The 18587-nt window shown below is 75.4% G+C and carries 16 protein-coding genes; 4 read left to right on the top strand and 12 right to left on the bottom strand.

Translation table 11 applies throughout. The features are described from left to right. Positions 1 to 120: 120 nt before the first annotated feature. The 4 genes from ACF1ED_RS27935 to ACF1ED_RS27950 all read right to left on the bottom strand — a co-directional run bounded on the left by ACF1ED_RS27935 (position 121) and on the right by ACF1ED_RS27950 (position 3882). The gene (locus ACF1ED_RS27935) at positions 121 to 792 is read right to left on the bottom strand and encodes a PadR family transcriptional regulator (protein WP_391765028.1); all 672 of its coding nucleotides are present in this window, start codon (positions 790 to 792) and stop codon (positions 121 to 123) included. 42 nt (positions 793 to 834) lie between these two features. Next, complete coding sequence (locus ACF1ED_RS27940; RefSeq protein WP_391765030.1) at positions 835 to 1386, bottom strand: DinB family protein; 552 nt, start codon at positions 1384 to 1386, stop codon at positions 835 to 837. Positions 1387 to 1457: 71 nt separating this feature from the next. Then, the gene (locus ACF1ED_RS27945; protein ID WP_391765032.1) at positions 1458 to 2915 is read right to left on the bottom strand and encodes an aldehyde dehydrogenase family protein; all 1458 of its coding nucleotides are present in this window, start codon (positions 2913 to 2915) and stop codon (positions 1458 to 1460) included. Between the two features lie 94 nt (positions 2916 to 3009). Next, positions 3010 to 3882, bottom strand: coding sequence for a helix-turn-helix domain-containing protein (locus ACF1ED_RS27950; protein ID WP_391765034.1), 873 nt, complete (start codon positions 3880 to 3882; stop codon positions 3010 to 3012). 340 nt (positions 3883 to 4222) lie between these two features. On the opposite strand from ACF1ED_RS27950, the gene ACF1ED_RS27955 reads away from it, so the two are divergent. Then, the gene (locus ACF1ED_RS27955) at positions 4223 to 4720 is read left to right on the top strand and encodes an ATP-binding protein (RefSeq protein ID WP_391765036.1); all 498 of its coding nucleotides are present in this window, start codon (positions 4223 to 4225) and stop codon (positions 4718 to 4720) included. Positions 4721 to 4896: 176 nt separating this feature from the next. On the opposite strand, the gene ACF1ED_RS27960 is transcribed toward ACF1ED_RS27955, so the two are convergent. The 7 genes from ACF1ED_RS27960 to ACF1ED_RS27990 form a co-directional block, all read right to left on the bottom strand. Continuing rightward, positions 4897 to 5109 (bottom strand): DUF397 domain-containing protein, encoded by a 213-nt coding sequence (locus ACF1ED_RS27960; protein ID WP_043226629.1) that lies wholly within the window; start codon positions 5107 to 5109, stop codon positions 4897 to 4899. A 255-nt stretch (positions 5110 to 5364) separates the two neighbouring features. Next, positions 5365 to 5529 carry a 50S ribosomal protein L33 gene (rpmG, locus tag ACF1ED_RS27965; RefSeq protein WP_391765038.1) on the bottom strand — a complete coding sequence of 55 codons (165 nt, stop codon included), beginning with the start codon at positions 5527 to 5529 and terminating at the stop codon, positions 5365 to 5367. Between the two features lie 76 nt (positions 5530 to 5605). Then, the gene (locus tag ACF1ED_RS27970; RefSeq protein WP_391765040.1) at positions 5606 to 6409 is read right to left on the bottom strand and encodes a hypothetical protein; all 804 of its coding nucleotides are present in this window, start codon (positions 6407 to 6409) and stop codon (positions 5606 to 5608) included. Next, positions 6406 to 6990 carry a SigE family RNA polymerase sigma factor gene (locus ACF1ED_RS27975; RefSeq protein WP_391765042.1) on the bottom strand — a complete coding sequence of 195 codons (585 nt, stop codon included), beginning with the start codon at positions 6988 to 6990 and terminating at the stop codon, positions 6406 to 6408. Before ACF1ED_RS27975 ends, ACF1ED_RS27970 begins: the two co-directional genes overlap by 4 nt. 80 nt (positions 6991 to 7070) lie before the next feature. Then, positions 7071 to 7685, bottom strand: coding sequence for a hypothetical protein (locus ACF1ED_RS27980; RefSeq protein ID WP_391765044.1), 615 nt, complete (start codon positions 7683 to 7685; stop codon positions 7071 to 7073). Between the two features lie 189 nt (positions 7686 to 7874). After that, entirely contained in the window at positions 7875 to 10145 is a 2271-nt protein-coding gene (locus tag ACF1ED_RS27985) for an FUSC family protein (RefSeq protein ID WP_391765046.1), read from the bottom strand. Between the two features lie 194 nt (positions 10146 to 10339). Further along, complete coding sequence (locus tag ACF1ED_RS27990) at positions 10340 to 11491, bottom strand: DUF2786 domain-containing protein (protein WP_391765256.1); 1152 nt, start codon at positions 11489 to 11491, stop codon at positions 10340 to 10342. A 433-nt stretch (positions 11492 to 11924) separates the two neighbouring features. On the opposite strand from ACF1ED_RS27990, the gene ACF1ED_RS27995 reads away from it, so the two are divergent. Continuing rightward, a complete protein-coding gene (locus tag ACF1ED_RS27995; protein WP_391765048.1) occupies positions 11925 to 12812 on the top strand; it encodes an ABC transporter ATP-binding protein in 888 nt (295 codons plus the stop codon). Next, positions 12806 to 15091 carry an FtsX-like permease family protein gene (locus ACF1ED_RS28000; protein ID WP_391765050.1) on the top strand — a complete coding sequence of 762 codons (2286 nt, stop codon included), beginning with the start codon at positions 12806 to 12808 and terminating at the stop codon, positions 15089 to 15091. Before ACF1ED_RS27995 ends, ACF1ED_RS28000 begins: the two co-directional genes overlap by 7 nt. Positions 15092 to 15615: 524 nt before the next feature. Here ACF1ED_RS28000 and ACF1ED_RS28005 read toward each other — a convergent pair. Further along, positions 15616 to 16545 (bottom strand): NADP-dependent oxidoreductase, encoded by a 930-nt coding sequence (locus ACF1ED_RS28005; RefSeq protein ID WP_391765258.1) that lies wholly within the window; start codon positions 16543 to 16545, stop codon positions 15616 to 15618. A gap of 311 nt (positions 16546 to 16856) precedes the next feature. Between ACF1ED_RS28005 and ACF1ED_RS28010 the strand changes: the two genes are divergently transcribed. Then, positions 16857 to 18554: a bifunctional 3'-5' exonuclease/DNA polymerase gene (locus ACF1ED_RS28010; protein ID WP_391765052.1), complete on the top strand. Its 1698-nt coding sequence runs from the start codon at positions 16857 to 16859 to the stop codon at positions 18552 to 18554. The last annotated feature ends 33 nt before the right edge of the window (positions 18555 to 18587 follow it).

The following is an 18587-nucleotide window of genomic DNA, read 5'->3' on the forward strand; positions in this document are numbered from 1 at the left end:
GCGTCACCGCCCGCCCGCCGCCGCGCCGTTCAGCCGTACTGCTCGCCGCATACCGTTCGCCCCGCGCCGTTCAGCCGTGCCGTTCGCGCACGTCCTCCAGGGGGTCGCGCCGGTGGACGCCTACGCTCCGCCGGTCCCGCCCGGCTCGCCGTCACGGTCCCCGCCCGGGCCGCCGTCACCCGTCGCGTACGGGTTCTCCCGTCCCTCCGTGAGGACGCCGACAAAAGGCTCGCCCTCTCCCGCGAAGGTGTACGCCCCGCCCTCGATCCGCTCGATCAGCCCGAGCGTCCACTCCCGGCCGGCGTCCGCCGAATGCACCCAGAGGCGCATGATCTCGCCGATGTGCCCGAGCTGCGCCGGACCGCCCTCCGGCGTGTAGTACTCCGTCACCGAGGTCCGCCAGGCGTCCAGCCCCCGCAACCGCTCCCGCAGCAGCTCCACGACCTCCGCCCGGGGCAGGTCGACGACGAAGCCGACCGCCGCCGACAGGACGTCCATCTGCTGGTCGTAGGTGGACAGCGCCTCCCGCAGCAGCCGGAGGTGCTCCGCCCGGCCCGCCTCGGTGATCTCGTACTCGACCCGGGGCGGGCCGCCCGCCGTGCTCGGCGCGATCTCGTCGGCGTGCAGCAGTCCCTGCTTCGCCATCTGCTTGAGCGCGTGGTAGATCGAGCCGGGCTTGGCGTGGGACCACTCGTGCGCGCCCCAGTACTCCAGGTCGTTGCGCACCTGGTAGCCGTGGGCGCGGCCGTGCTGCTTCACCGCGCCCAGGACGAGAAGGCGGATCGCCGACATCCCCACGTACCTCTCTGGTCGATTCCGACCAGGGTAGGCGGGTCAGGAGCCGGCGGTACGACCGCTCTCCTCCGCGATCAGGTCGAAGGAGCCCTTGCCGTCCAGGGACTCGCGGATCACGTCCGCGTGCCCGGCGTGCCGGCCCATCTCCTGCACCAGGTGCAGGAGCATCCAGCGGACCGACACCCGCCCGTCCGCGGGGAACCAGGGCGCGGGCGGCAGCGGGAAGGTGTCGTCCAGGCTCGGGACCGACCGGACGAACTCCTCGGTCTCCTTCGCCACCCCGTCCCAGAAGCCCAGCACCCCGGGGATCGTCTCGCCGTCGACGAGCCGGAACGCCTCGCCCCAGGTCTCCTCGGTCCGCTGCCGCTCGTTGGGCTTCTCCTGCGCGAGCCGCAGCCAGTTCAGCTCGACCTCGGCCACGTGCTTGACCAGGCCGGAGAGGCTGAGCTCGCTCGCGCTGGGGCGGCTCGCCGCCTGCTCCTCAGTGAGGCCGAGGAGCGCGCGGCGGAGCGCGGCGCGCTGGGCCTCCACGAAGTTGAGGAACGCGCCGCGCTCGTCGCCGTGGGCCTCCGCGGGAACAAGAGCCACCATGATGTCCGCCTTCCGTGCGTCTGTTTCTCGGGCAGTGCCCACGTTACGGAAGGACTAGGACAGATCTCGTCCTAGAAGGGGAACCGGCTGCGTCCGTGCTGGATCGAGATCCACTTCTGGGTGGTGAAGGCCTCCACCATGGCGTCGCCGTTGAGCCGCCCGACACCCGAGTGCTTCTCGCCGCCGAAGGGCACGATCGGCTCGTCGTGGACGGTGCCGTCGTTGATGTGGATCATGCCGGTGTGGATCCGCTTCGCCACCCGGACGCCGCGCTCGACGTCGGCGGTGTGGACGGCTCCGCTGAGCCCGTACGGGGTGTCGTTGGCGATCCGCACGGCCTCGTCCTCGCCGTCGAAGGGGAGGATCAGGGCCACCGGGCCGAAGATCTCCTGGGAGAGGACGGGGGCGTCGGCGGGCACGCCGGTCAGCACCGACGGGGAGACGAGGCTGCCCTCGACCGTGCCGCGCAGCAGCGCGGTGGCGCCGGCCGCCACGGCCTGCTCGACGGCTCCGGAGACCGACTCGGCCTGCTGGGTGTTGATGAGCGGGCCGATGTGGGTGGCGGGGTCGGCCGGGTCGCCGACCCGCAGGGTCTTCACCTTGGCCACGAACTTCTCGGTGAACTCCGCCTCCACGCGGCGGTCGACCAGGATGCGGTTGGCGGCCATGCAGACCTGGCCCTGGTGGACGAAGCGGCTGAAGACGGCCGCGTCGACCGCGTAGTCGAGGTCGGCGTCGTCGAGGACGATCAGGGCGCTGTTGCCGCCGAGTTCGAGGACGGCGTGCTTGAAGTTCTGGGCGCAGACGGTGGCGACGTGGCGGCCGACCTTGTCGGATCCGGTGAAGGAGATGACCTTCGGGACCGGGTGGGTCAGCAGCGCGTCGCCGATCTCGGCGATGTCGGTGACGACGACGTTGAGCAGGCCGGCGGGCAGGCCCGCCTCCTCCAGGATGCTCGCGACCAGGGTGCCGCCGCAGATCGGGGTGTTCTGGTGCGGCTTGAGGACGACCGCGTTGCCGAGCGCGAGGGCGGGGGCGACCGACTTGATGGAGAGGAGGAAGGGGAAGTTGAAGGGGGAGATGACGCCGACGACGCCGACCGGGAGGCGGTAGACCCGGTTCTCCTTGCCGTCGACCGGGGACGGCAGGATGCTGCCCTCGGGGCGCAGCGCCAGGTGGACCGCCTCGCGCAGGAACTCCTTGGCGAGGTGCAGCTCGAAGGCGGCCTTGAGGCGGGTGCCGCCGAGCTCGGCGACGATCGTCTCGGCTATCTCGGCCTCGCGGTCCTCGACGATGCGCAGGGCGCGCTCGAAGACCAGCCGCCGGGTGTAGGGGTTGGTCTCGGCCCAGGCGGTCTGCGCGCGCTCGGCGGCCCGGTAGGCGCGGTCCACCTCCTCGGCGGTCGCCACGGTGATCGAGGCGAGCTTCTCCCCGGTGTACGGGTTGAAGTCGATGATGTCCCAGGAGCCGCTGCCCGGCTTCCACTCGCCGTCGATGAACTGGTGGGCCAGGTCGGTGAAGTGCGACATGGACGAAAGAACCCCTCTGCCGGCTGCCGGTCGCCCGGGCGCGTGCGGGCGCCGGTCGCCGGGGCTACTGATGCGCCGTCATCGTACTGATGTCTCAGGAGAGTTGGAGGAGGCCCCGGAGAAGATCACGGCTTTCGGCCGGATCCGGACTGTCCTTCGCCAGCTTCTCCATCACGGCGGCGTACTGGCCGACCTCCTCGCGCTTGTCGAGGTAGAGCGCGCCGGTGAGCTGTTCCAGGTAGACGACGTCGGAGAGGTCGGACTCGGGGAAGCTGAGCATGGTGAAGGAGCCGCTCTCGCCGGCGTGGCCGCCGAAGCTGAAGGGCATCACCTGGAGGGTGACCCCGGGGTGCTCGGAGACCTCGATGAGGTGCTTCAACTGCCCGCGCATGACGGCCCGGTCGCCGTACGGACGGCGGAGCGCGGCCTCGTCGAGGATGGCGTGGAAGTGCGGGGCGCGCTCGGAGACGAGGACCTTCTGCCGTTCGAGGCGCAGCGCGACGCGGCGGTCGATCTCGGCCCGCGAGGCGCCGGGCATGCCCCGGGAGACGACCGCGTGGGCGTACTCCTCCGTCTGCAACAGGCCGTGCACGAACTGCACTTCGTAGACGCGGATGAGGGAGGCGGCGGCTTCGAGGCCGATGTACGTCTGGAACCAGCCCGGCAGGACGTCGCCGAAGCTGTGCCACCAGCCGGCGAGGTTGGCCTCGCGGGCGAGACCCAGGAGCGCGCCGCGCTCGGTCTCCTCGGTGACTCCGTAGAGAGTGAGCAGATCCTCTATGTCCCTGGCCTTGAAGCTCACCCTTCCCAACTCCATGCGGCTGATCTTGGATTCGGAGGCGCGGATCGAGTAGCCGGCGGCCTCGCGGGTGATGCCCCTCGACTCGCGCAGGCGCCTCAGCTGGGAGCCCAGGAGAATGCGCCGGACGACGCTCCCGCCCGCTCCGTTCATTTCGCCTGCGGTCACGGCTCCAGCCTTCCCTTCACGGTGACGAGCCCCCGTCGAGCCCCGGATTCTGCCACCAAACGCTTCAGCGCGTACACATCTGGTTACGGAAGGGGATGCGCAGGGGTGAGATCCGGACGGGAGTGGACACGTCCGCGTCAAGAAGATTTCCACAGATTCACCACAGGCTCGGACAGGTCCGGCACCCGGCGGCCGCGTGCACGTGCATCTGCCCTTGCATCCCGTGGGCGCATTCGGAACCATGGACCCCGCGCAGCCGCGTCTCGTGTCGCGTCGTCGTGTTGTTGCACCGTTTCGCACCGTTGTCGCACCACCGCCGCGATTCCCGGGAGTGCCTCGCATGGGGACGAATGGATCGACCGTGCTCGAGCCTTTAAGGCAGGGTCTCCCGCCGATCGATCCCGGCGCCGTCTCCACCTCCGCCTCCTGCGCCCTGCCCGCCCGGTACGAAGCCGTGCGCGGGGCCCGGAAGTTCACCAGCGCCACGCTGGACAGCTGGGACCTCGGCGACCGCTTCGACGACGTGGCCCTCGTGGTCTCCGAACTCGTCACCAACGCGCTGCGGCACGCCGTCCCCGAGGGCTCGCCGGACGATCCCCAGGGCCCGCCGGTGCGGCTGCACCTGATGCGCTGGGCCTCCCGCCTGGTGTGCGCGGTGCGCGACCCCAGCCGGCAGAGCCCGGAGGCGCGCGGCGGCGAGGAGGACTTCTCGGCCGAGTCAGGCCGGGGCCTGTTCCTGGTGGAGTCGTTCAGCGACAGCTGGGGCTGGCACCCGCTCGCCGGGACCCTGCAGGGCAAGGTGGTGTGGGCGCTGTTCCGGGTGGGCCCGGAGGAGTAGCCGGTTCCTGAGCACAGAGAGAGAAGAGGGGAGGGGGCTCGGCGGGCGACCGCCGGGGCCCCTCCCCTCTTCCGCTTGCGTTTCCGCTTCTGCTTCCGGGGCTGGGTGTGGGCGGGGTCGAGTCCGGGCTGGGGCCGGGATCCGGGCCGGAGGTCGGTCCCGGTACGCGGGTGGCCTCAGACGAGGTGGTCGAACTCCCCGTCCTTGACCCCCAGCAGGAGCGCCTCGATCTCGGCCGGCGTGTAGACGAGCGCCGGACCGTCCGGGTGGCGGGAGTTGCGCATGGCAACGTTTCCCCCGGGGAGTTTGGCGAACTCGACGCACGAGCCCTGGGAGTTGCTGTGCCTGCTCTTCTGCCAGACGACACCGCGCAGCTCCGTGGCCGCCATGCCGTTGTACGCGTGGTGCGCGTGATGCACTGGTAGCTCCCCGAGTTGCTTGGTTCGTATGTCAACTTCCCCGGATCATAGCTGCGTTCATATGCCGATGCATGAGCAGATGCACGTGCACGAGGCGTGGCGTAGCCGCTACGCGACGCAGCGTGCGAAGGGTGCCCGGCGACACGGGAGCGCCCCCGCGATCTTCCCATCCGAAGGGACGGAAGTGCGGGGGCGGGGGTTCCCCGGGCGTGGGCCCGGCGTGGCTCAGCGCTCTTCTCGGAAGTCGACGTGCCGGCCGGCGACCGGGTCGAACTTGCGGAGGGTGAGCCGGTCGGGGTCGTTGCGGCGGTTCTTGCGGGTGACGTAGGTGAAGCCGGTCCCGGCGGTGGACCGGAGCTTGATGACCGGACGTGTCTCGTTGCGTGCCATGCGGCCGAGGGTAAACGAAAATGAATCCCATTGCCAATATGATCTAGGCGCCTCTGCGCGAGGGCGTCTCCGCAGGTCAAAGGGGTGGCAGCTCGGACAGGAGGCGGCCCGCGCGGTCGTACAGACGGAAGCCCGCGGCGGCACCGTCGCGCGTCACCGCGTACCAGACGCCCCAGCCGGGGCGGCCCGGCAGTTCGAGGAGGGCGGCGACGGCGGTGGTCCGGCCGCCGGTGTCCACGAGCTCGACCCGGCCCACGTCCCGGGTCCCGTAGTAGAGGCCGGAGTGGAAGCCGCCCTCGCCCTGGTAGCTGATGCCGGGCCGGGCCGGGTCGATGTTGCCGTCGGTGACGCCGCGGAACTGTTCGAGCCCGTCCTCGCCGCCCTCCCAGTGCTTGCCCTGGGCCGTGAGCCACACCGTCCACCCGGGGGCGGCCGCCACCCGCTCCCCCGCGGTGACGGTCCGCACGGGGGTGGGGATCTGCCGCCCGGAGGAAAGCGAGGAGGAAGAAGGGGAGGAAGAGGAGGAAAAGGGGGAGGAAGAAGGGGAGGAAGGGGTCCGGGGGTCGGCCTGCGGGGGTGGGCCCGCGGTCGGGGCGAAGGCGCTGGTGGCGGGCCGGACCGGCGGGGCTGCGAGGCCGGCGGCGGGGTGCGGGTCGCGGCCCAGGGCCGTACCGGCGGCCACGGCGACCGAGACGCCGAGGACGGCGAGGACGGAGAGGGCGACGGTACGGCGCCGGCGGCGCGCCCGGCCGGCCCGGACGACCGCCTCGACGGGCGCGGGCCCCGGGGTCACGTCGTGGGCGGCGCGGGCGAACTCGGCGCGCAGCAGGTCGTCCCACGCGCCGGCGGGGTCGGGCCCGGCATCGGGTGCGGAGGTCATGGGCGGGCTCCGTAGGGGGTGCGGAGGGGCGGGCCGGACAGCGGCGGCGGAGGAGCGGTCAGCGGCGCGGGGCCGGAGGCGAGCCGGGGGTGGGCGCGCAGCGCGGCGAGACCGCGCCGGGCGTGGGTCTTCACCGTGCCGATCGAGCACTGGAGGACCTCGGCGATCTCCTGCTCGGTCAGGTCGTCCCAGTACCGCAGGACCATCACGGTGCGCTGGCGGGCGCTCAGATCGGCTAACGCCTCCAGGAGCACGGCCCGTTCCTCGACGTGCTCGGCGTGCCCGGCGTCCCGGTGCCGGGCGGGTTCCGGCAGCACGGGGACGAGCAGGTGGGCGACCCGGCGGCGGCGCAGGCGGCTGAGGTTGTTGTTGACGAGGGCGCGGCGCACGTAGAGGTCGACGCCCTCGGGCGGGATCCGCCGCCAGCGGCCGTACACCTTGGCGAGGGTCGTCTGCACCAGGTCCTCGGCCTCGTGGAAGTCACCGGTGAGCAGCTGGGCCGTGCGGACGAGCCGGGGCCAGGCGGCGGTGGCGAACGCGGCGAAGCCGGCGTCCGTCTCTGGTTCTGCTGCGTGCGTCACGGTGGCGGACCTCGCGATCGGGAGGTGGTACGGCGGGGCCCGCCCCGTGCCGGGCCCCGCCGAGCATGGTGGACGGCCCGTCAGAAGTCCGTGGCGGGCAGCTCGACGAGGAGCCGCCCGTCACGGGCGTGGAAGGCGACGGAGACGTCACGGTCGGACGGAGCGGTGTGCGCGTACCAGACGCCCCAGCCCGGGCGGCCCGGCAGCTGGAGCAGGGTCGCGCGGGTGACCCGCCCCTCGGCGTCGGTGACGTCGACCCGTCCGGGCGCGTCCGGGCCGCCGTAGATCCCGGAGTGGAAGGTGCCCTCGCCCTGGTGGCTGAGGGCGGGCCGGGTCAGGTCGAGGTTGCCGTCGACGACGCTGCGGAACTGCTCGAAGCCGTCCGGGCCCGTCCAGTGCTTGCCCTCACGGGTGAGCCAGAGGGTGTAGCCGCCGCCGGCGTCGACGCGCTGGCCCTGGCGGACCGTCCGGACGGCGGAGAGCGGGGCGGGGGTGGAAGCGGGGGCGGTGGCGGAGACCGGGGTGATGGAGACGGGGGTGGCAGAGACGGGGGTGGCGGTGGAGACAGTGGTGGATACGGAGGAGGAGGCGGGCGCGGGAGGGGCGGCGGGTGCGGCGGTGGCCGGGGCGGCGAGGGCGGCGGCGGCCACGGCGGAGGTCACTGCGGCGCCTGCGGCGAGCAGGTACTTCTTCATGGGACGGCTCCAGGTTCCGGACGGCCGGACGGTCGGTGGGCGGTGGCCGGTGGGTGGTCGGTGGTCGGTGGTCGGCGGTCGGCGGTGGGGCCGCGGGCGGTCGGACCGTCGGCGGTCGATCGGTCTTCCACCCTTCTCAACTCCGGCCGTACCGGCCCCGGATGACACCCCGGCGGAAGTTTTTCCCGCTCAGGCGTCGGCGAGCGCCGCCGACAGCTCGTCCAGGGCGTCCAGGAGCAGCCACGCGGCCTTCCGCAGCAGCGGGTCGGTGACCTCCGTGTCCCAGGCGGCGACGGTCTCGCGGAGGTCGTCCCAGGTGGGTTCCCCGCGCTCGCGGACCGCCTTCGCGCCCCGTTCGGTCGCCTCGCGCAGCGCCTCGGCGAGGCCGGCGGCGGCGGGCAGGGGCGGCGCGCCGCGTTCGGGGAGGTGGGCCTCCAGGAGCATGGCGGCCCGCCCGAACTCGGCGAGCGCGTGCCCCGCGCCCTCGGCCGCCGCGTGCGAGAGCCCCCGGTGCCGCACCGGCTCGTGGGTGGCCCGGCCCAGCGCGTCGTGCCAGGCCACGCGCGCGGCGCGGGCGGAGAGCAGGGCCTCGCGGACGTCCGGGCTGCCGGGCCCCGCGGGGGCGGCGTACCGGGCGGCGACGGCCGCCGCGTACCGCCCGGACGCGGCGAGCCAGTCGGCGAGCCCGCCCCGCAGCCGGGGCGTCTCCCAGGCGGGGTAGACGGCGTAGGAGAGCATCGCGAGGAGGCCGCCGAGGAGGGTGAGCAGGACCCGGTCCCGTACGGTCTGGGTCACGCCGGACCCCTCCATGCCGAGGAGGAAGACGACGTACGCGGCGACGCAGACCTGGCTGACCGCGTACCCCGTCCTCATCAGCAGGTACATGCCGAAGGCGCAGAGGACGGCGAGACCGGCGGAGAGGTACGTCCCCGGGTGCGCCGTCTGCACGACCGCGCTGGCGAGCCCGACGCCGACGAGCGTGCCACCGAAGCGGGCCACCGAGCGGGAGTACGTCTGCGAGAAGTCCGGCCGCATCACCATCACGGAGGCCATCGGCGCCCAGTACCCGTGCCCGAACGGCAGCACCAGACCGAGCAGATAGCCGGCGGCGGTGACCGCGGAGACCCGGATCGCGTGCCGCAGGATCGCCGACCCCGGCCGCACCTCGGCCCGCATCGCCGCGAGGACGAGCGGCGCGAGCCGGAGGAGGGTGGGGCGGGCACGGGGGGTGGGGGGCTCGGGGATCTCGGGGATGACGGGGGGCTGGGGGATTGCGGGGGGCTGGGGCGGCTCTGGCGACTGGAGTGGCTCGGGCTGCTGGGGCGGCTGGGGCTGCTGCGGTGGTTCGGGCGGCCCCGGTGGCTCGGGCAGCGCCTTCGCGTCCGGGTCCGTACCCGTCTCAGGGTCTGGCTCCGCCCCCGCCCTCGACCCCTTTCCCGCCCCCGCCTTCGCGCCCGCCCCCGCGCCCGTCTCCGTGCGGGGCTCCGCCGTCTCGACGACGTCGCCGAGGAGGGCGGCCAGGCGCAGGGCGGCGCGGTGGGAGCGGTCAGTGAGGATCGAGCCGGTGTCGGGGGTGCGCAGGGCGGCGACCGCGGCCGGCGGCAGCCGGACCGGTTCGCCGTGCCGGATGGCGCGCGCGGCGGCGTCGAGGATCTCCCCGGCCGCGGCGAGCAGCTCGCGGACCCGGTCGCGCTGCGGGCCCTCGGCGGGGGCGCCGACGGCGGGGTCCGCGAGCGAGGCGAGGACGGGCCGGATCCGCTCGGCGAGCCGCCGGGGCCCGTGGAGTTCGGCGGGCCGGCGGCGGGCCTGCCGGGGGGTGACGGCGGCGGCGCTGCGGGCGGTCATGAGCGGGACCGGGTCGAAGGGCGCGACCGGGTCGTGGCGCAGCCGGCGGGCGTAGTCGGCCTCCGCGGCGAGCGCGTCCGCGAGGGCGTCGCGCTGGGCGCCCCAGGGCCGGACCGGCAGCACCACCACCAGCACGGCCTGGACCACCCCGCCCGCGAAGATCATGGCGGCGTGCCCGGCGGCGGTCGCGACGGAGGTGGGCAGGGTGATCGTGACCAGCATGATCGCCACGTTGGAGGAGGCGATGATGCCGGCCGTGGGCCCGGCCGCCCAGACGAGCCCGGAGAGGAAGGTCCACAGGAGCAGCAGCGCGAGGAAGAGGACCGTGTGCGCCCCGGTCAGGTAGCCGAGGAAGGTGGAGACGGCGAGGCTGCCGCCGGAGGCGAGCGCGAGGGTGGGCCGGGGCCGCCAGGAGCGCTGGAAGGTGGCGATGGCCGCCTGGAAGGCGCCGAACGCGGAGGACGCGGCGACGGCAGGCCCGAAGAGGGCGAGCGAGAAGCCGATGACGAGCGCGAGCCCGAGGGCGCCGCGGGCCGCGATGACGGGCGCGAGCCGCCGCCGCTCGACGGTGAGACCGGAGCGGGCGGTCTCCCTCAGCGCCCGGAGCCAGCTCATGATCCGAGCGTAGCGACCGACCCGCCCCAACCGGACATTTCACCTCGCGACCCTAGGGTCCGTCTGACCGTTGGCGTCGGATCGGATCGGGCCGGGCCGGGCCGGGCCGGGTCAGGTCGTCCTGTGCGTGCGATCGGTGTGCGATCGGCGTGCGGCCGGGCGGGCCGGGCCCGGCGGGAACGGTCGGACGGGTCCTAGCCCCGGGCGTGGCGGTCCAGGCGGGTCCGGCCGGGGGCGAGGGTGGCGGACTCGGCGGCGCTGGCACCGTGGTTCCAGCCGTCCTCGTCCCACATCGCCCGGACGCGGGTCGCCCTCGTCTCCGGGAAGAGCTCGTCCGTGCGGGCCGTCACCGCGACCTCGCGGGAGGCGAGGACCGGGAGGAGGGTCGGGGCCTCGGCGGCGACCCGGCGGGAGGTCGCCTCCAGACGGGCGCCGAGCCGGTTCGCGTACGCGAGGAGGAAGGACTGCCGGAAGGACTTGGTGCGCTTGCGTCCGCCCTTGCGCTGCTCCGCCTCCGCCCGCGTCATCGCGGCCGTGCCCTGGACGAGGAGCGAGGTGTACAGCAGCTCGACCGGGTCGAGGTCCGCCTCGAAGCCGACCACCGTCGAGAAGCCGTACGCCTCGTTCCACACCGCCCGGCAGTGGTTCGCGCCCGCCACCGCGTCGAGCAGGATCGCCTTCGCCTGCTCGTAGGGCGGCTCCACGCCGATCCGGATCGCGCCCGGCGTCTGCGGCGACGGCGCACCGGCCGCGAGCCCCGCCTCGTCGAGGCTGTGGCGGGCCATCAGCTCCTGCGCCTTCGCGGTCAGCGCCTCGGCCTCCTCCGGATAGCCGGTGGCCTCCGCCTTGGCGAGCAGCGCGCGGATCCGGGTGAGCATCCGCGGCTCCCCGGCGGCGGCCGGCGGCAGCGTCTCGCCGGGTACGGGCCCCACCGCGTCGAGCCGGGGCAGCCGGACCAGCAGCCGGTACAGCTCCAGGACGGCCGTCGCGTACGAGAAGCGGTCGGCGGGTCCGGCGCCCGCCCCGTCCTCCAGTCCGTCGATCTGGTCCCGCCAGCGCCGGGGCAGCGTCGCGTACCGGGCCGTCTCGGCCCGCACGAGCCCGCCGAGCAGCCGCAGGTGCTCCTCGGCCAGCTCGCGGCGGACGGTGCGCGCGAGGTCCGCGGGCTGCCAGCCGTGCTCCCACAGGGTCCGTACGAGCTCCTCGCCGCGCCGCGCGAGACCGGCGTCGGCCCCCGGGTCGGCGGCGAGCAGCGAGGCCGCCGTGTCGAGGGAGCGGTCGTCGCGGCTGTGCAGCGCCTCCCCCAGCGCCCGCCCCACCGTGGACTCCCGCGCCTCCTCCTGCATGCCCGCGCCCTCTCCGTGCCTCACGTCGTCCCTCGCCGTCCGGCGCCGTCCCGCGTCGTCCCGCGCCCTCACTCGTCGGCCCGCGTCACCCGCGTCCCGCCTCCTTCGATGGTCTCAGGACGGCCGGGCGCGCCGGGCCCCGGCCCGGACCCGGCCGGACCCACCCGGACCCACACGGGCACGCTCAGACCCGCTCAGACCCGCTCGACCTTGCCCGGACCCGGCCGGACCTGCCTGGAACCGCCCGACCCCACCCGACCCTGCCCGGACCTGCCCCGGAGCGGGGAAAGGTCCGGTCCCGAAGCGGGGAAAGGTCCGCTCCCGATGCGAGGGAAGGTCCGCTCCCGCCCCGGCCCGGGGTAGGTCTGGCCCTACCCCGGGACGCCCGGCAGACGGCGTGACCCGGCCCCCGGCGAAACGGTTCGCTGGAGCCATGACCAGCACCCTTTCCCTTCCTCCCGCCGCCGTACGGCTCCGGGGGCTCGTCCGGCGGCACGGGGACGTCCGGGCCCTCGACGGCGTGGACCTCGACGCCGCCGCCGGGACCTTCACCGCCGTCATGGGCCCCTCCGGCTCCGGGAAGTCCACCCTGCTGCGCTGCGCCGCCGGCCTCGACCGCCCGGACGCGGGCCGCGTCGAGGTGGCGGGCACGGCCCTGGAGGGGCTGAGCGAGCGGCGGCTGACGCTGTTGCGGCGGGACAGGATCGGCTTCGTCTTCCAGTCCTTCAACCTGCTGCCCACGCTGACGGCCGCGCAGAACGTGGCCCTCCCGCTCCGGCTGGCCGGCCGCCGTCCGGCGCGCGACGAGGTCCGGGCGGCGCTCGCCCGGGTCGGCCTCGCCGGCCGCGAGCGGCACCGGCCCTCGGAGCTCTCCGGCGGCCAGTGCCAGCGGGTCGCCATCGCCCGGGCGCTGATCGCCCGCCCCGCCGTCCTCTTCGGCGACGAGCCGACCGGCGCGCTGGACTCCACGACCGGCGCGGAGGTGATGGACATGCTCAGGGCCCTCGTGGACGAGGAGGGCCGGACGCTGGTGATGGTCACCCACGACCCCGTCGCGGCGGCTCGCGCGGACCGGGTCGTCTTCCTCGTCGACGGCCGCCTGGCGGGCGAACTCGCCGCCCCGACGGCGGCCACCGTGTCGGCCCGGCTCGCGGAACTGCGACCGGCGGGAAGGGCGGGAACGGCGGGAAGGGCGGGAAGGGCGGGAACGACGACAACAGCGGGAGCAGCGGGAGCAGCGGCAGGAGTCGCGAGAACGGCGGCCCCAGTGGGAACAGCGACACCGGCGGGGTCAGCGGGAACGGCGGGCCCGGCATGCTGAGCGTCGTCCTGGGCGGGCTCCGGGCCCGCTGGACCTCCTTCCTCGGCGGGTTCCTGGCCCTGGCGCTCGGCGTCGGGCTGCTCACCGCCACCGGCCTCGGCCTCGCCGCCTCGCTGGACCCGCCGGCGCGCGCCCCCGAGCGGTTCGCGTCCTCCCCCGTCGTCGTCCTCGGCCAGGACCGGCTGACCGTCGAGGTCCGGCGCGGCCCCGGCACCGCGCTCGTATCCCGGCCGCTCGACCGTCCACAGCCTGTGGACACCGCCGTGCTGCGCGAGCTCCGCGCCCGCTGGACCCTCACGGAGCGCCCGGCGGACACCTCCGGGGCCACCCCCGAGGGCACCACCGGGATCACCCCCGAGGGCACCACCGGGGCCACCCTTGGGAACAACAACACCAGGAACCCCACCAGGGACACCCCAGGGGATCCCACCAGGAACGCCCCCGAGGGCACCCCGGCCACGGCCGCCCCCCTCCGCCCCGACGCCGTCCGCCCCGACGCCGTCCGCCCCGACGCCGTCGGGCTCGACGCGCCCGCCGAGGAGGTCAGGGCCCTCGTCGGCGACCGGGCGCAGGTGCTCACCGGCGACGAGCGCCGCCGCGCCGACCCCGGCCACGAGCGGGACGGCCAGGAGCTCACCGGCCTGAACGCCCTCCTCGGCACCGCCGGCGGCGTCGCCGCCTTCGTCTCCGTCTTCGTCGTCGCGTCCGTCTTCGCCTTCTCCGTGGCGCTGCGCCGCCGCGAGTTCGGCCTGCTCCGCACCGCCGGGGCCACCCCCGGCCAGGTCCGCCGGCTGCTGCTCGCCGAGGCGGCGCTGCTCGGCGTGACCGCGTCCGCCGCGGGCTGCGTGCTCGGCGGGCTCGCCGCGCCGCCGATGGCGCGGGCCCTGGTGGCCCGGGACCTGGCGCCCGCCTGGTTCGCCGGCGCCGGCGCGGTCGGCGGGAGCGCCGGATGGCCGTACCACCTGGCCTTCTGGACGGGGCTCGGCGTGGCCCTGACCGGGGCCGCCGCGGCCGCCCACCGCGCCGGGCGGACCGGCCCGACGGCCGCGCTGCGCGAGGCGGACGTCGACCGGGACGTGCTGCCGCCGGGCCGGGCGCTGCTCGGCGCCGGGCTGCTGGCGGCCGGGCTCGGCCTGCTGGCCTGGACGTACGCCACCGATCCCGGGTCCCTGCTGAAGCGGAAGACGTACACGACCCTGCCGATGCTCCTGACCGGCGGCGCGGCCCTGCTGGCCCCGCTCCTCGTGCGGCCCGCGGCCCGGCTGTCCCCGGTGTTCCGGGGCGGGGCGGTCGGGCTCCTCGTCCGGGAGAACGGCGCGGCCGCCGTGCGCCGTACCGCCGCCGTCGCCGCGCCGGTCCTGGTGACCGTGGCGCTGGCGGGGACGCTGTTCGGGGCCTCGGAGAGCGTGGCGCGCGCCAAGGAGACGGAGGCGCGGGACCGTACGACGGCGGCGTACGTGGCCGAGGGGCGGGAGGTGACGCTCCCGGAACGGCCCTCCGGGGGCACGGTCGTCGCCGCGTCCGGACCGACCTCGCTCTTCGTACGGGACGGGGCCGAGGCGATCGTGAAGTACGGGGCGCGGGCGGTCGCCGACCCGGCGGCCTTCGCCGAGTTCGCCCGGCTCCCGGTGGTCGCGGGCGACCTGCGGGATCTGGACGACCGGTCGATCGTCGTCAACGAGGAGTTCGAGCGGCGGCGGGTCGGCGAGGAGGTGGAGGTGTGGCGGGCGGACGGCAGCGGTCCCGTACGGCTCCGGGTGGCGGCCGTCCTGGCCCGCGGCACCGGCGACAACGGGCCGTACGTCACCCGCGCCCAGGCCCCCGGGTCCCGGCTCGACCGCCTGGAGTCGAACCGGCCGCTCGCGGCGGACGCCGCCACCGCCGCGACCCCGCCGCCCGCGAACCGGGCCGCCCGGACGGGCCTGCGCCTGCTCCTCGTCCTCGTCCTCCTCTACACGGTGATCGCCCTGGCGAGCACCCTGCTCATGGCCACGTCGGTCCGGGGCGGCGAACTGGCCGCGCTGCGCCTGGCCGGCGCCACCCGTCCGCAGGCCCTGCGGGCGGTGACGGGCGAGGCGCTGCTCGCGGTGGCCGTCGGCACGGTCCTCGGGCTCGCCGTGACGGCCGTCGTCCTCGGCTTCCTCGGCGCGGGCCTCGCCGCGCTCTCCGCGCCGGTCGTGCCGGTGGTGCCGTGGGCGTGGACGGGCGCGGCGGCGGGGGTCTGCGCGCTGGTCGCCGTCGCCTCGGCGGCCCTCCCCGCGTGGCGCCTCACCCGCTGAGCGGCGAAGGTGGGACGGGGCGGTGGCCGGGGTCGGAGCCGGGCCACCGCCCCGCCCCGTCCCGCAGCCCTGCCCGCGCCCGGGTCACCGTCCTGCCTTGCCCTGCCCCGGTCCTGCCCCCAGTCCTGGCCGGACCCGGGCCATCGCCCCGCCCCGCCCTGCCCCGCAGTCCTGCCCGGAACCGGCCCCTCGCCCGCCCCGCTCCACCCCGCGCCCTGCCCGAAGCCGGGCCATCGTCCCGCCCCGCCCAACCCCGCCCCACAGGCCACCCCACGGCCCTGCCGAGAGCCGGGCCACCCCGCCAGGGGCCGCACCCGGGCCCCTCAGGGACCGCACCCGGGACCGCCGGGACTGCGCCCGGGGTCCGCCAGGGATCGCACCCGGGTCCGCCGGGGGCTGCGCCGGGATCCACCGGGGCCACACCCGGGATCCACCGGGGGCTACGCCCGAGGCCGCCAGAGGCCGCACCCGGGACCGCCGGGACCCCGCCGGCACTGCAGTGGGACGGCCGTCCCGTGAGGCCGCTACGGCGTGAGGACCAGCTTGCCCCGGACGTGACCCGTCTCGCTCAGTTCCTGGGCGCGGGCGGCCTCCTTGAGGGGGAGCGTGTCGGCGTGCCGCAGGCGCAGGGTGCCCGCGAGGACGCCCTCCGCCTGGGCGGTCAGCCACCCACGGACCCGGTCGAAGTCCCGCTCGGGGAGGCTGTAGGCGATCCCGTACCCGACCGCGTCCGTCGCGGCGATCGTCACGATCCGCGACTTCGCGGCCTTCCCCTCGCCCCCGAGCAGCTCGATCGCGACCGGCAGCACCCCGTGCCCGGCCGCGTCGAAGACCGCGTCGACACCCCGCGGGGCCGCGGCCCGCACCCGGTCGGCGAGCCCGTCGCCGTACGCGACCGGGATCGCGCCGAGCTCCCGCAGGTACGCGTGGTTGGGCGCCGAGGCCGAGCCGACGACCGTGACGCCCGCGGCGACCGCGAGCTGGACGGCGATGGTGCCGACGAGGCCGGCCGCGCCGTGCAGGAACAGCGTCTCGCCCTCCCGTACGCCGAGCTGCTCCAGGACGCGGGCCGCGGTCTCGCCCGCGACCGGCAGGCCCACCGCCGTCTCCCAGGACAGGTCGGCCGGCTTCGGCAGGACGTTGCCGGCCAGGGCGTACTGGGCGTAGGCGCCGGTCTTCGACCAGCCGAACACCTCGTCCCCGACGGCGAGTCCGGTGACCCCCTCGCCGAGCGCGTCGACCGTGCCGGCCACCTCGATGCCCGGCACGGCGGGGAAGGCCGTCGGGTGGTAATCCTCCAGCAGGCCCCTGCGGACCTTCCAGTCCATCGGGTTGACGCCGGCCGCCGCCACCCGCAGCCGCACCTCGCCGGGGCCCGGCTCCGGCACCTCGGCGCCGGTCTGGTGCCGCAGCACCTCGGGGCCGCCGAACTCCTCGAACACCATCGCTTCCATCGTCGCCATGTCGCCCTCCGCACCAGTGCGTTCGCCTCCGGGATCCGGTGCGTCCGCTCTCATCGACCTGCTGCTCGATCCGTTCCGTACGTGCTCAAGTCCGCGTCGGGCGGCCCTTGTTCCCCGCATCCCTCCGGCCGGCCCCCTCTGGCCGAAAGACCACCCCTCGACGGCGCGGTGACGCGGTGACGCCCCCGTCCATCACCCATCCGTCCACCCGTCCACCCGTCCGTCCATCCGTCCGCCCCATGCCGTCCCGTCCCGGATGTCGTGAACCGCCGCTGTCAGTGGCGGATGCCAGACTCGCACCCATGAGCGAGAGGTGGGCGCTGGCCCCGGAGCCCGAGGGGGAGGGCGCGGTCCTCGTCCCCCTCGGGCCGGACGGCGCGCCCGCCGGGGAGGTGCGCCGCGAGCCGGACCTGGTCGCGGCCGTCCGGTCCCGGCCCGGGGTCGCGCGCTGGGTGTGGCGGTCAACGGCCGAGGTGTACCCGCGGCTGCTCGCCGCAGGCGTCCGCGTCGAGCGGTGCTACGACGTGGAGGACGCCGAGCAGCTGCTCCTCGGCCACGAGGGGCGCCTCGGCGAGCCGCGCTCGGCCGCCGCCGCGTGGGCCCGGCTGCGGGACGCCCCGGTGCCGCCCGACCCGCCGCAGCGCACGGCCGAGCCAGGATCCCAGGACTCCCTCTTCGAGCCGCGGCCGGTCGCGCCCGTCCCCTTCGAGGGCCTCCTCGCGGTCTACGCGGAGCAGCAGTGCCGCCACGACCGGGCCGAGCACCCGGGCCGGATGCGGCTGCTCACCGCCGCCGAGTCCGCCGGGATGCTGGTGGCGGCCGAGATGCACCGGGCCGGGCTGCCCTGGCGGGCCGACGTGCACCGGGAGCTGCTGCACGAGCTGCTGGGCGAGCGGTACGCGGGCGGGGGCGAGCCGCGCCGCCTCGCGGAGCTGGCGGACGAGGTGTCGGCCGCCTTCGGCCGCCGCGTCCGGCCCGACCTGCCCGCCGACGTGGTGAAGGCCTTCGCGCAGGCCGGGATCCGGCTGCGGTCCACCCGCCGCTGGGAGCTGGAGGAGGTCGACCATCCGGCGGTGCGGCCGCTGATCGCCTACAAGAAGCTGTACCGGATCTGGACCGCGCACGGCTGGTCGTGGCTGGCGGACTGGGTGCGGGACGGCCGGTTCCGGCCGGAGTACCTGCCGGGCGGCACGGTCAGCGGCCGCTGGACGACCAACGGCGGCGGGGCGCTCCAGATCCCGAAGGTGATCCGGCGCGCGGTCGTCGCCGACGAGGGCTGGCGGCTGGTGGTCGCGGACGCCGACCAGATGGAGCCGCGGGTGCTGGCCGCGATCTCCCGCGACCCGGGCCTGATGGAGGTCGCCGGTCACCCCGACGACCTCTACACCCGGCTGTCCGACCGGGCCTTCTCCGGCGACCGCGAACACGCCAAGATCGCCCTGCTGGGGGCGGTCTACGGCCAGACCAGCGGCGACGGGCTGAAGAACCTGGCGGCGCTGCGCCGCCGCTTCCCCCGCGCGGTGGCCTATGTCGACGAGGCGGCGAAGGCCGGCGAGGAGGGCCTCCTCGTCCGCACCTGGCTGGGCCGCACCAGCCCGAGGGCGGTCGGCTCCGGCGACGACGGCGAGGCGGGCCTCCCCCAGGAGGGGCCCGAACAGGCCGTCGCGGAGGAGGGCTTCACCCCCGGATACGCCTCGGGGAACGCGCGGGCGCGCGGCCGGTTCACCCGTAACTTCGTGGTCCAGGGCAGCGCCGCCGACTGGGCCCTGCTGATGCTGGCGGCCCTGCGCCGCTCCCTGTCGGCCGCCGGAATGCGGGCCGAGCTGGTCTTCTTCCAGCACGACGAGGTGATCGTGCACTGCCCGGCGGAGGAGGCCGGGGCGGTGACGGAGGCGATCCGGGCGGCGGGCGACGAGGCGGGCCGGATCGCCTTCGGCGAGACCCCGGTCCGCTTCCCCTTCACGACGGCGACGGTGGAGCGGTACGCGGACGCCAAGTAGCGTCCGCGCACCGCCCGCTCCCCCCGTGGCACG

The organism is Streptomyces sp. NPDC014656 (assembly GCF_043084305.1).
Lineage (GTDB): Bacteria > Actinomycetota > Actinomycetes > Streptomycetales > Streptomycetaceae > Streptomyces.